This window comes from Pseudoalteromonas luteoviolacea (genome assembly GCF_018100925.1).
In the GTDB taxonomy this organism is placed as follows: Bacteria; Pseudomonadota; Gammaproteobacteria; order Enterobacterales; family Alteromonadaceae; genus Pseudoalteromonas; species Pseudoalteromonas obscura.
On the sequence record NZ_JAGJEH010000001.1, the window covers coordinates 329,171 to 342,435 of the forward strand.

Annotated in this window: 9 protein-coding genes; 4 read left to right on the plus strand and 5 right to left on the minus strand. The window is 40.4% G+C overall.

Annotated features, from left to right (window positions below):
• Positions 1-624: 624 nt before the first annotated feature.
• Entirely contained in the window at positions 625-930 is a 306-nt protein-coding gene (locus J8M00_RS01235) for a hypothetical protein (RefSeq protein WP_211008561.1), read from the minus strand.
• Between the two features lie 111 nt (positions 931-1,041).
• Here J8M00_RS01235 and J8M00_RS01240 point away from each other — a divergent pair, with 111 nt between their 5' ends.
• Entirely contained in the window at positions 1,042-1,932 is an 891-nt protein-coding gene (locus tag J8M00_RS01240; protein WP_211008562.1) for a LysR substrate-binding domain-containing protein, read from the plus strand.
• A gap of 976 nt (positions 1,933-2,908) precedes the next feature.
• Here J8M00_RS01240 and J8M00_RS01245 read toward each other — a convergent pair.
• The gene (locus J8M00_RS01245) at positions 2,909-3,202 is read right to left on the minus strand and encodes a GIY-YIG nuclease family protein (RefSeq protein ID WP_348772537.1); all 294 of its coding nucleotides are present in this window, start codon (positions 3,200-3,202) and stop codon (positions 2,909-2,911) included.
• A 309-nt stretch (positions 3,203-3,511) separates the two neighbouring features.
• Here J8M00_RS01245 and J8M00_RS01250 point away from each other — a divergent pair, with 309 nt between their 5' ends.
• On the plus strand, positions 3,512-6,313 hold the full coding sequence (locus J8M00_RS01250) for a tetratricopeptide repeat protein (protein WP_211008564.1): 2,802 nt from the start codon (positions 3,512-3,514) through the stop codon (positions 6,311-6,313).
• Between the two features lie 431 nt (positions 6,314-6,744).
• Positions 6,745-7,935 (plus strand): hypothetical protein, encoded by a 1,191-nt coding sequence (locus J8M00_RS01255; protein WP_211008565.1) that lies wholly within the window; start codon positions 6,745-6,747, stop codon positions 7,933-7,935.
• A gap of 65 nt (positions 7,936-8,000) precedes the next feature.
• Here the strand turns inward: J8M00_RS01255 and J8M00_RS01260 are convergent, their stop codons facing one another.
• From J8M00_RS01260 to J8M00_RS01270, 3 genes are all read right to left on the minus strand, one after another.
• Complete coding sequence (locus J8M00_RS01260) at positions 8,001-9,224, minus strand: EAL domain-containing protein (protein ID WP_211008566.1); 1,224 nt, start codon at positions 9,222-9,224, stop codon at positions 8,001-8,003.
• Between the two features lie 359 nt (positions 9,225-9,583).
• Complete coding sequence (locus tag J8M00_RS01265) at positions 9,584-10,015, minus strand: BLUF domain-containing protein (RefSeq protein ID WP_211008567.1); 432 nt, start codon at positions 10,013-10,015, stop codon at positions 9,584-9,586.
• Between the two features lie 123 nt (positions 10,016-10,138).
• Positions 10,139-10,576: a hypothetical protein gene (locus tag J8M00_RS01270; protein WP_247687175.1), complete on the minus strand. Its 438-nt coding sequence runs from the start codon at positions 10,574-10,576 to the stop codon at positions 10,139-10,141.
• A gap of 328 nt (positions 10,577-10,904) precedes the next feature.
• Between J8M00_RS01270 and J8M00_RS01275 the strand changes: the two genes are divergently transcribed.
• Entirely contained in the window at positions 10,905-13,154 is a 2,250-nt protein-coding gene (locus J8M00_RS01275) for a response regulator (RefSeq protein ID WP_211008568.1), read from the plus strand.
• Positions 13,155-13,265 lie beyond the last annotated feature (111 nt).

Genomic DNA, 13,265 nt, shown 5'->3' on the forward strand with positions numbered 1-13,265 from the left:
GAAGTCCATCGGATAGAAAGTGATGAGCTTGTCTGGTGGGGTTGTATTGTGCAGCGTTGTCGCGAAAAATGTTGGTTGCCATCTGTTTTAGTGGTTGTTAATTGTTTTAAAAATGGAAATTAACTGCGCCGTATAGCGGCAAAAACATCTCGAAAGGAGTGTATAAGGGTCTATAAGGGATGCATAAACATGACTAGTCGACGACAATCACCGGGTTCGGCTGGTGGACACTCTTTTTAGTCTCTTTACCTATATTAAACACTATTTACCGGCCGGGGATACTGGTGCACTTTTTACTCTACTATCTTCAATGGTCTCAGGGTTTACTATGTCACTGAGTTGTCAAGCCGCGACTATTATCGGTAACACCTTTACACCCAAGAAGGTCTTATATCGAAGCCACATTGACCATTAAAGCTTAAAACAGCAGTTTGAATACTACCTGAACTTAAAACAGTAGTTTAACAGCAAAGAGCAACGACGCATGAAGCGCCATTTTAGGCCAAGCGCCATGAGGGCCTATATCGGGTTGTTTGATGTGGTCAGCCATTTCCCTATCTGTGAACAGTTTCTTAGATCAAAAATTCTTGAGCTAAGAAACTGCAAAAGCGTGACAACACTTTACTAAAGTAAACTTAAAATCTGTTTAGCGTTTTTACGGGCTAAACAACTTTTTACCGGGTTATTCGAAAACGCTTTTGAGGAAATTTCTACTTGCTCACCTTGATGTAAAGTATCGCCTTTGTAGACCTTTACTCGACAGGTTGTTTTGTCTTGTTTATCGGTGTAAACAAGTTCCACTTTTTCTGCTTTCATAATTAAGTTTTTGTAGGGGTAGCCTGCGTTGGTGAAAATTCTTTCAACCTGTACCTGCTGAGCCACTGATGTAAAAGCGACGAACGGAATTGCGAGTATAATTGCATATTTCATGATAAAAAGTCCCTATATCTCTGGTTTCATGGCTAAGTATTAGGCGCATTGAAAAAACTGACAAACGAGAAATTTTGTTTCATAGTTAAGTTTTAATTAAGTGAAAAAGTTATGAAAGCACCACCATTTAAAGGTCTTTGGTACTTTAAAACAGCAGCAGAGCTAGGCAGCTTTAAACAAGCCGCAGAAGCGCTATTTGTGACACAAGCAGCTGTAAGTCAACAGATCCGAATTTTAGAACAACAGCTAGGATGTACTTTGTTTGAAAGACAGACTAGAAAGGTAAATCTAACTCAACAAGGGCAAGATTTATTGCCATATTTGCACAAGGCATTTGGGCAAGTTGAAATGGGTCTATCGATGTTAAAATCAGACCCCAATCCAAATACCATCAGTTTGTCTGTTTTACCCTCATTTGCTACGTGTTGGCTGCTACCAAGGCTGACGAGCTTTAACAAAGCTTTGCCAAGTTACCAGCTTCGGATAGATCCTACCGAGCAGCTGGCTGACTTTAATCATGAAGATATCGATATTGGGATCCGTTTTGGCTTGGGCGACTATCAAGGATTAAAAAGTGAGTTAATTGCAAAAGACGAATTAGTTATTGCATACCGCCCCGGCCTTATAGATCCGCGCAAACCTTTGCGCGCACAGCTGTCTAAGCTCAACTTCATTTACGATGAAGGGCGTGACAATGAATTGGCTTGGCAAGCATTGAGCTCGCAACTTGACTTAGAAGGTCATACATTGAGCAATTTGAAAATTGACAATGCAGCGCTTGTACAACAAGCGACGGTTGCCGGGCAAGGGTTCTCTTTACTGCGTAAACGCATGGTGGAGCAATCCCTAGAAATGGGGCAGTTAGAGATCTATCCTGACTTCGCTTGGTTATGCGAGTACGGTTACCATTTGGTTGCGCCAGAAAACCATTTTGAATGGGCTAAATTCAAAGCGTTTCGTGATTGGATTGTTGCTGAGTTAAACGGGATAGAGGCCTGTTAACCGAGGATTTTTAAGGTTAAGACATTGCTGTTTGAAAAGATGTCCGAGACTTAGATGCGACTGAGTTTATTGACTTGGTTTTGCTATCAAAAATATAACGTCACTGTTGTTGTATATTTGCCCTAGCGTCATTATGAGCTTGCCCCGCAATCCATGTTTTAGTGTAGAGCGCCGTTTGAGATGGACCCTGAGACAAGCTCAGGTGACGGGTTTGGGCGGATGATGAGATCGGGGTGGTTGCGAGGTTGGAGCTGGGTTAAAGGACTGATATAAGGTTATGGAAGGTAGCATAGGGCTCAGCCTTTATCTCCATCGTCATTGTGGGCTTGCCCCGCAATCCATGTTTTAGTGCAGAGTGCCGTTTGAGATGGACCCTGAGTCAAGCTCGGGGTGACGGGGTTGGATGGGTGATGAGATCGGGGTGGTTGCGAGGTTGGAGCTGGGTTAAAGGACTGATATAGGGTTATGGAAGGTAACGTAGGGCTCAGCCTTTATCTCCATCGTCATTGTGGGCTTGCCCCGCAATCCATGTTTTAGTGCAGAGTGCCGTTTGAGATGGACCCTGAGTCAAGCTCAGGGTGAAGGGGTTGGGCGGTTGTGAGGTTGGAGCTGGGTTAAAGGACTGATATAGAGTTATGGAAGGTAGCGTAGGGCTCTGCCTTTATCTCCATCGTCATTGTGGGCTTGCCCCGCAATCCATGTTTTAGTGCAGAGCGCCGTTTGAGATGGACCCAGAGTCAAGCTCAGGGTGACGGGCCTGAGGCGGGTGATGAGATCGGGGTAGTGACGAGGTTGGAGCTGGTTTAAAGGACTGATATAGAGTTATGGAAGGTGGCGTAGGGCTCAGCCTTTATCTCCATCTTCATTGTGGGCTAGCCCCGCAATCCATGTTTTAGTGCAGAGCGCCGTTTGAGATGGACCCTGAGTCAAGCTCAGGGTGACGGGCCTGGGCGGGGGATGAGGTTGGATCTAAACACTAAATATGATTGTAAAGATCATGCCAGTGAGGATTACTCTGTTCAATTAATTCGATCTTCCATGCCCTTTTCCAGTTTTTTAGCTGCTTTTCTCGATTGATCGCCGAAATTATTGAATCACAACATTCGAAATAGACTAAAGTATGCACGCTGTAAGAGCTTGTAAATCCTTTCACTAAATTGTTTTTGTGCTGATAAATTCTAGTTTTTAAGTTTTTCGTCACTCCAATATAAAGAGTTCCACGCGGCTTTGACGCAAGAATGTATACACTTGACTGCATATTTCGCTCCATGAAAAGCGTTAATCTAAATCGTTTTAAGGATAAAAATCTCACTTTATTGGAAGTTTCTTTGGTAGATGAATCAATATTTAGCGGGCAAAGCAGGTGGCGCAGAGTTCAGCCTTTATCTCCATCGTCATTGTGGGCTTGCCCCGCAATTCATGTTTTTGCACTTATAACCCTGTGGACATATAGGTGTGGAAGATGAAGCACAAATAACTGCCAAATATTTGAACCTTGGCTAAAATTACAAGCAGTGGCTTGCAAGCGCAGCTCTTTGCTGGCAGTCTTGGATTTGACGTCTCTTGATTAGATTTTTGTATGAAACTCATTGTATTTGTTGTTTTATTTACCTTTTTGTCTGGTTGTAACTCGATCCCAAAACCTGTTGCTCCTCATCTGCTATTTCACCAGCCAAATGATGTATCAACCGATGCTCTGGTGGCTCAAAGTTACCTATTACTATCTCAAGAGGCCTACCGACTAAAAGATTATGACTATGAGTTTGAATTACTGAATGAATTAGCTGACTACGAATACGGGCCTGCTCAACTAGAAATCGCCAAAAAGCTGTTAAAAGGGCACGGTAAAGAATATGTACACGGAACCCCTCTTGAATGGGCAACGAAGGCTGCTGAGCGAGATTATACGCCCGCAATATTGTTTCTGGCGCAATGGTATCGCTATGGTGGGGATGGCGTCGATGTAGACCTTAAGGAAGCAATGAACTTATATGCTCGTGCCATTGAATTGGGAGACTATTCAGCTGCTACAGAATTGGGGTACATATTTATAAGGCATTGGCGAGAAGAAAAAGGCTATGAAACAGCACAGCAGCTGTTCGCTAACGCAGCATATCATGGCGATGTTAAAGCGTTATGTGGCTTGGGTATTGTTTACCGAGAGTCAAAGAAACTAAAAGATTTAGAGAAAGCCGCAGACTATTTTCAAGTGAGTTATGTGAGAGGTTACAAAGAGTGTGCATTTGAACTTGGATACCTTTATCACAGAAGCAAACCCAATACACAGCAAGCATTGCGATGGTATCAAGTTGCGGCAAAAAACGGGTCGCGAGATGCACTTAATAATTTAGGCATGATGTACAACAATGGCGACGGTGTAGATATCGACTATAGTCGTGCAAAAAGCTACTTTGAGCAAGCTGTTGAACTAGGTAGTAGACTGAGTTTTGGTAATTTAGGCAGTTTATATGAGTTGGGCAAAGGCGTAGAGCAGGATTATGATAAAGCGGTCTATTGGTATCAAAAAGGCGTAGATAGGCAAGATGCCCAGTCAATGCACAATTTGGGTACTTTATACAGCTTAGGGAGTGGAGTAGAAAAGAACCGAGAAAAGGCACTATCTCTGTTTGAGCAGGCTGCCGATTTAGGTAATCGATTTTCCGCTTTTAACTTAGCCAATGCGTACTATTATGCTGATGGTAAAGAACAAAATGATGAGTTAGCACTGGAGTATTACCTAGTCTCAGCTAGGGCAGGATATGCGCCGGCATTTTGTCAAGCCGCAGAGGTTGCTTTAAAAGATAGTTGGACACTGGCAAGGTCATACTTCCATGAAGGCGCCAAACTTGGACAGGAAGCTTGTCTGAAAAGCTTAGTGAAAGGTTTGCGTGCTAACAAAGAGCAAGATATACCCATTGTAGGGTTATTAAAAGCATTTGCTAATCGCGATGTCGCTTTTGCGAATGAAATGCTTGGTCACATTTATCAATTTGGTGAATTTGGTTTATTTAGAAGCTTTGAAAAGGCACAAGCTTTTTATTTAAAAGCAGCAGAACTAGGCGCAGTAAATGCGTTTGCAAATTTAGGCTTTTTGTACGAACAAGGTGATTTAGTCGAGCAAAACTTAGATACCGCGGCCTCTTTTTATCAAAAAGCAGCTGAATTAGGTTCAGCACTAGGAAAGAATTACCTCGCAACTTTTTACTTAAATGGCGTGGTTGTTAAAAAGGATAGAACTAAGGCGGTAGCGTTATATCAAGAAGCTGCTGAACTCCATAATACCGCTGCTCTAATCAATCTCGGCGATATTTATTTAGACTATGGCTCGCGTGATTTTCAGTTAAAGGCATGTGCCCTATTCAAAAAAGCATATGAGTTAGGCGCCAAACGGGCGGCCGTAAGGCATAGTCGTTGTGTTGTTGAGCAAACCGGTGATATTAAATCAGCGTACCAGTTACTTGAAGATAGTCGGGGACAAGATTGTAGTTTATGTGTTGTAAAACAGGCCGAGTTGATTTTGAACAAACAGATAGAGGGTAAATCACAACTAGAGGCGTTTGGTATGCTGCAAAATGCAGCGCAGGCCGGCAATGCAGCTGCTGCATATAAACTTGCTAGCTTATATGAAAGTGGAGGTATTAAATCTCAGGATCTGGCCCTTGCTTTCAACTGGTACAGAACCTCAGTTACCTTGGGGGAAGTAGATGCGCTTAATAAAATTGCGGAGTTTTATTGGGCTGGGAAAGGGGTGGATAAAAGTGAAGACGATGCTGTAGAAGCAATTTCTCAATTAGCGAAGGCCAAAAACTTTAATGTCGCTTCATTTGTAGGAGAGCATTTCTATCATGGTGTTAACGTCGATATAGATTTAAACAAAGCCAGATATTATTTTATGAAAGCGGCGCAACAAAACGATGGTGTTGCGTTGAATTCACTTGGTGTGATCTATCGCGATGGTTTACGTGTCGCTGTAGATACTGAGCTTGCAAAAGACTACTTTGAACGCTCAGCACATTTGGGGGTGCCAGATGCGATGCATAACTTAGGTGCATTAAATTTGTCTCAAAACAAAGAAAAAGACGGACTTGAATGGTTGCAGCGAGCGGCGGAGAAACAATTTGTTAAAAGCTATATCTTATTGGGTGATTATTACGCTAGCCATGATGCCAATGAAGAGTCCATGCGCAAAGCCGTTAAATGGCTGAAGTTAGCTGCGGATGAAAAAGCCCCCGATGGTATGTACAAGTTGGCAATGTTACTCAAAAAGCAAAATCGCAATCAATTTACAATTGAAGTTCAAATGTGGTTGAAAGCAGCTGCATCTGGTGGTCACCAGGCTGCGGTTAGCGAGCTTAAAGTGTTTGAATTGCAGAGGGAATAAACTGAGGGATTTATTTTGATAATGTCAATGAAAAAGTTAATATTGATGTGAAGGGGAATTTAAATATATTTTAATCTAAATCAGTGTTATTTTTAGGTTTTGTCATCGTTTATACTTAGTGTGCACATAAAAATAGAATTTAATTAAAACTAAATAACACTAGATATTCGACAGTTATCATCGAAAAAACAAGTGCTTCGATGTAGCTCACAGGTGCTTGTATCGTTACATCCTGCCTCGCTAGGTTGAGAAAGCAGTTTTAACATTTAAATACAGACGACTCATTTTCTCTGATTTTTATTGCACTTTTTTATGGGGTTATATTTTGTGATTTAGCTAAAATGGAAACTGCAGGTTATTTTTATGTGTAAATAACTTTGTCAGTCATGTATCATATTAATATAAACATAAATGTTAAATGGCTTGAAGGATTGCAAAGCATTAATAAAATTAAAGATGAGCTGTCTTTTTTATCTGAAAAGCAGCCTGACCCATTTTTTATAGAAGGGTACATAGTTGGGTTAGGATTAACGCCACAAACAGTTTTACCAAGTGTCTGGATCCCTAAACTGTTTGGTGACGATACTCCTGATGATGAAATGCATTTAAGATCGTTAATGGACTTTTATCATGTCTATATGGATAGAGTGATGGAAGGTAATTTAACACTACCCATTGAGTGCTCATTGTCGAAATTGGACCTGCAAGTGGCACTTCGAAACGACATGCCATTGCCAAACTATTGTATGGGCATGCTACTGTCCTTATCTTTTATTGAGCAAAATAGCCTTAGCCCTGCTCAATGTAGTCAACTTGAAAAGTTAAGACAAGTGTTGAGTGGCATGAAGAGTTATTTAAATGCACAAAACACTTTCGGAAGAAACTGCGACTTTCGTGAGCAAACATTATTGGCTCATAATGACTTGGTACTGTGTATAAAAGAAACCGCTTATGAAATGCGGTTTTCAGAGCAGTGTATTCAGGAAGCTGAAGAAACTAGCTCGCTACCGGGTTTTAATCGTGACCAAATAGAAAGCCATCTAAATGATATTCTGAATAAAGATAGTCAAGCCACACTTAGATTAATTGATGAACTTATCACCGTTATTGAACGAGAGCTTATCACTGTAAACTTTATAGAGCAGTTCAGGGAGGAGATTGAAAACCTCCATGAAGCACAGCCTTATTTTATATTGAAAACGAGAAAAGCGCAGATCCATTTTAATTTAGATGAAATTGATATAGCCCAGTGTGTTTTAGAAGAGTTATTGGAGCTTGCCCCAAGTGACTATTATAAAAATCGATATCAGCTATATAACTGCTATATTAAACAAAAAAAATGGTCGAGTGTGAGTGAGCTTATTGATAAGTTTAACTCTTGTAGTCTTTCAGATTGTGCAACTCAATTACTATGTGAATACGCCCAAAACGGTAATAGTCAAAAAGCTCAAGAGTTAAAAAGTGCTATTAAACAAAAGTTTCCAGACTTTATTACCTTAACTGAAGCCGATTCTCAAAGAGAAACCAACCAAATATCTGATGCGTTGACTGAATACCTAGGTAAAGGGGGGGCGAAAGCTTGGCGCTCAGTAGAGGGAAGTTTGTTTTGGCTTAAGGTTTGAAACAAAGATTGTCGGTTTCAGTGGTCGTAAAAGAAACCGACAAATCGAAAGGTGATTGCACTGAGCTAAGCTACTTCTTCTTGTTCTTGAGATAAGAATTCATTCATTGTGAGCGGTACAGATGCAAAGTATCCTTGAATGTATACATTTGGAAAGCGCGTCATATACTGGTATTGAAATCTATTTTCAACCCCTTCAACAATAATCGTTTTATTACTGTTTTGTGCTGATTTTATAATGGCGTCTAGTCTTGGAGCTTGTGCTTCTTTATCCTGGATATGCGCAATATACGTTTTATCAACTTTAACTGAATTGAAGTAACGACTGTTCAATAAGTCACTATTTCTGTTTTCTTTACCAAAATCATCTATCGCAAAACTAAAACCAAGATTAGACATTTTCCTCAATGTGTTGATCGCATTATCACTGAGCTTCAAATCGTTACCTTCAGCTATTTCAAAAGTGATAAATGCAGCAATTGATGGCGTATCTCGAATAACCTTTTTGAGATAGTTTATTAGGCTTTCATCCTCTAATAGTTGCGCCGAAATGTTCATATGGATAGGCTTTAGCCTTTCACGGGCTTCAAGCTTTATTTTTAGCATAGAGTAAATCTGGTTGATGACTATTTTTGTTAGCTCACTATGTAGCTCAGGTTTGTCCTCTATCATCGGCATGAAGGCTTTCGGGCCCAGATTTTTGGTATTACGCCATCGAATAAGCGCCTCGTAGCGTCGAGGTCTATCTATATTAGATGTTTTGAAAATAGGTTGAAAAACAAGGTAAAAATCATCTTGGTTAAATGAGATGCTGTTCATCAACTTGAGTAGCACGTGTTTTCTATACATCTCTGCTTGATATATTTTCTCATTGTGAAAAAACGTACCTGTTGGTGATTCCAGTGCGTATTTCATTGAAAATGTCAGTCTGCGTTGTACTTTGTCTATACCATACAGAGAAGACTGTCCCGTCAAGCTCATAGAAGAAATTGCATAGTCAATCGGAACTTGTGTGTTATTTACCCAAACTTGTTTGGGCAGCTTTTCTAAGATTTCTTTTTGTTTTGCTTCAGCTTCTTTTTGGTTGGATTCTGTATCATGGGTAACAAATGCCATGACCATATAATCAGAATCGTGCAGCGCTAAGGCAAATGGCTGGCAAGACTTACCTACCTCTTTAAACAGTTGAGTAAGTGTATCTTGATTGTTTTCGATAGAATCAAAAACGGGTGTTCTTCCTAGCTTAATTAAAGAGACGTGAAACTTAGAAAACTTTCTATCTACTTTCATTAATTTCTGCATAAAAAACAAATAATTAGGGATGTCGCTAGTGCCGTGATACAACACTGACTTACTTAGCGCTTCTTTTGCTTTTTTTAGTTCATTTAAGACTTTTAAATCCTTTTTATGGAGTCGATTAGTCCTTACGAGTGCAATGATGCTCATTGCTGCAATAATAATTGCTATGCTTAAATAAATATTGTTCATAAAAGAAAAACAGTTGAGAAAAGTACGGATTGAATTTAAATACAAAAAAATGGACGAAATATGTGTTTTTTGTCCATTAAGCGGTTATTTACATTACAGTCAATTACAGAACAGTTCACAGGCTGAACAAGATTCATGATTTAAATGCAATTTTAGAGATGTTAATTACCAAATGAGCGTTCGATATGTTCGTCAATTTCAAACTCGTGGTTGCGAAAAGATTTGAGTAATTTATAGCTTAAGGGAAGGCGTCTATGAGGCCTGGACTTTTTGACTTCTCGGTATGAGGGGTTTTTATCAAGATCGATTAGTCCCATAGCCCATTTGCGAAAATTGCGCTTTTTAATTGGGTTACAAATCAGCGCTTCGACATTAATATGTCTTTTATCCTGTTTGATATGCTCAAACAGTTGCTCTACTTTAGGTCTTTCTCCTTCAATAACTTGCATAAAATGGTGGCCATCGTAAAGTAGCATTCCCGATATACCTCGAAGTTGATTGGCTGCGGCGCACTGCCTGCGTAGGGACTCTAATTCTTCATCACACAGTGGGGTGGTCACCGTGCTAATATAAATAAGCTCAATCAATTCCATGGCATTACCGACTTTATTGCAATATAAACAAAGATAGACAGCAATGCAGAGTTTTGCACTTTAAAAAGCGGGTTAGTGGTTGTGATGAGTCTAATTGAGGGGGAAGCCCCCTCAAAAGTTCTGTTATTTCAAGCCAATGCTATGTTTAACAGTCACTTCGCATGGCGAAGAGTTTTTACCAAATGCCGATTGTACGAATAGCTGATCGCCAGGTTTTAAGTTAGACAGGATTAACTTAGTTGTATCGTAGCGACGCTTAGCAACCTGATCATCCCAAGCACCTGAACTATCTTTATTTACATCATAATAGATCATACAACCGCCTGTGGCGCCCTCATTGGTTGTCCAATCAAAGTTAATTGTATAGTTAGAAATGCTATAATTGAACTTAGCATTTTGATTTTGGCCATAGCTGTCAGTGATGTTGACATATGTCCATCTGGCTTGTGGTACACCAGGACGCGGCTGTTCGGTAATATTAACACCTAAACTTGAGTCTGCATAAGCCGAAGCGCCAACAGACATTGCAGCAGCCACGATGGCCAATTTTATATACTTCATTTTAAATTTCCTTTTTTATATTTTCATTTTTATATTTTCAGTCAACCTCTAATTTATAAACTGTATTTCTGAGGTTAATTTGAAAACGAACCCAATTTAACACGCCAAGATTACAATTTAAATTCTCTTTTGTAACATTTAATTATTTTAGATAACGCGGTATTTGCTGTTGGTATATATGTTGTTTATCGACTTGTTTGTGTCCAGTACCGGAAGAGGTGAGTTTTGTTGAAGCATCTGGCTTGCGCACTTTACTTTAAAGCAACCCTCTCCTACTTTTTTAGTAGTAGAAACTAAAAGGCTTGTTTATGCGACAAATAGGGGGGCAATGTTAATGCTGACATTGTCAACGCAAACAATATTGCTTATGTGTGCAGTTGGTATTGTTGCGTCAGCAACTGCCCTTACTTTTTTATGGATGGCTAATAGAGACATTAAAGCTACTGCGTTTTGGGCTGTCGGCCCGTGGCTACTGGTTGCCAACTTTTGCCTTTTCGCGGCTCAAAATTCACTTCCCTATTTTTTTAAACACATTGTTTCTAATTTTTGTGGTCAGTTGTCTTTAATCATGATGCTGGTTGGCTTGTATTATGCGGTTCAAAGACGCCCGCCTTGGCGAATATTTGGGGTATATCTGGGCGTGTTTCTAATATGCTTGGGCATTTTTACTTATTGGCATGACTCATACGGTTTGCGGCTAAAGTTGTCTGTTTTGACAGTTTTATGTACCTCAATCTGGATAGTCGCCATTTTAGTTGAACATCGTCGCAATAGGTTTGAAGTTTCCGGAGCACTCGTTGTGTTGGGGCTTGGGTGCTTAAACACGGCTGGTATTTTTCGGATAAGTGCTCCAATTAGCGAAGGTTCAACTAGCATTTTGACAGATACGAGTATCTATATTCAGCTGTTTTTTATCACCATCATGATTGCACAGTTAGTGTTTAATTTTGGTTTTGCCATTATGGTTGGGGAGTTGCATAATTTTGCAAATAAGCGGGCCCAACAAGCGCTACTTAACACTAACCATGAACTAGCTATTGCGAAAAAGCGGGCAGAAGAAGCATCAAGGCACAAATCTGAGTTTTTGGCTAATATGAGCCATGAGATCCGCACCCCCATGAACGGTGTTATTGGAATGTTGGAACTGGTGGAAAAAGAAGGGCTGAGTGAGGTTCAGCACAATTATGTAATGACTGCAAAATCTAGTGCAGATGCTTTGATGGTTGTAATTAATGATATTCTGGATTTTTCTAAAATAGAAGCAGGCCGGCTTGAAATTGAGCATGTTGAGTTTGATATCATTGAACATAGTGCTTCACTTGTGCAGGCGCATGCTCACGCAGCTCACGGCAAAGGACTAGAACTAGTACTTGATACATTAGGTGTGACTTCTCGCTGGGTAAAAGGAGACCCCATTCGTTTTAAACAAGTCTTGGGAAACTTGGTGGGGAATGCGCTGAAGTTTACGAGCCAAGGAGAAGTAACAGTGACATTAGTTACTGTGTTACACAACGATAAGGTAAAGTTGATCGGGCATGTTAAAGATACTGGGATAGGTATAGAGTTAGATAAACAAGAAAAATTATTCCAGTCCTTTTCTCAAGTCGATTCTACAACCACCAGAAGATTTGGCGGAACGGGCCTAGGTCTTGCAATTGTAAAAACTTTATGTCAGTTGATGGGGGGCAACACGTCGTTGCAAAGCGAAGTGGGTGTCGGCAGTGTGTTTAGCTTTGAAATTATACTGGAACCGGTGAAAAAGTTAGATCTAGTTCCCGAAGCTCGAATACAGTCGGTGTTGATTGTCGACAGTTCAGAAGCCTCGGCTGAATTACTCAAAAAGATGTTTTGTCCGTTTGCGCATGAAGTGGTTGTGGAGACTAATTTCAAGGATGCACAGTCAAGCTTACGAGAAGACACCGAGTTGCTCCTTTTGAGTCGGTATGTGGCAGGAAAAAAGACCGACAATTGGTTAAAAAAGTGGAAAGTTAGCTCCACAACTACGGCAATTGTTTTAACTTTACTCAGTGATACACACAGTAGTGGGTATTTTAAAAAGCTCGGGTTTTCAAGTCGTGTAAACAAGCCGTTTACCCAAAAAGAGCTTGAGAGTACACTTGCATCTATGAACTCAACTGAAATCACAACTACAGATAATGATTCTCCTCTTGAACGTTCATTTTCTCATCAAACCGTTTTATTGGTCGAAGATAACCCCGTTAACCAACTCGTAGCAAAAAAAATGCTAGATTCTATCGGTTTGATTGTAGAGCTGGCGAGCCATGGACAAGAAGCAATTGATAAACTCCAAGAACAGGAACATGACTACCAGTTGGTCTTAATGGATTGTCAGATGCCGTTTATGGATGGGTTTGAAGCAACGCGCCGGATCCGAAATGGGGAAGCGGGTGAGGCCTTTTTAGACATTCCAATATTGGCACTTACAGCAAATGCCATGAAAGGGGACAGAGAGGCTTGCATTGACGCAGGGATGAATGACTACATTACCAAGCCAATCCAGATGGAGAGTTTAATGAACTTCTTATCTAGATATTTGTCACCAGAACTTGCTCGCTAACAAACATTATGACCGCTCATCAGCTGAAATATTGCTCTTTTTGAGGATGTATGCAGCGGTTTAACCTGTGGGCGAGTGTGTATGCCCCCAACATTGATATATGCCTATTTT

Coding starts and splice junctions, on each gene's coding strand:
- J8M00_RS01235 (WP_211008561.1), bottom strand. CDS start 930: ATGAAATATGCAATTATACTCGCAATTCCGTTCGTCGCTTTTACATCA.
- J8M00_RS01240 (WP_211008562.1), top strand. CDS start 1,042: ATGAAAGCACCACCATTTAAAGGTCTTTGGTACTTTAAAACAGCAGCA.
- J8M00_RS01245 (WP_348772537.1), bottom strand. CDS start 3,202: ATGGAGCGAAATATGCAGTCAAGTGTATACATTCTTGCGTCAAAGCCG.
- J8M00_RS01250 (WP_211008564.1), top strand. CDS start 3,512: ATGAAACTCATTGTATTTGTTGTTTTATTTACCTTTTTGTCTGGTTGT.
- J8M00_RS01260 (WP_211008566.1), bottom strand. CDS start 9,224: ATGAAAGTAGATAGAAAGTTTTCTAAGTTTCACGTCTCTTTAATTAAG.
- J8M00_RS01265 (WP_211008567.1), bottom strand. CDS start 10,015: ATGGAATTGATTGAGCTTATTTATATTAGCACGGTGACCACCCCACTG.
- J8M00_RS01270 (WP_247687175.1), bottom strand. CDS start 10,576: ATGAAGTATATAAAATTGGCCATCGTGGCTGCTGCAATGTCTGTTGGC.
- J8M00_RS01275 (WP_211008568.1), top strand. CDS start 10,905: ATGTTAATGCTGACATTGTCAACGCAAACAATATTGCTTATGTGTGCA.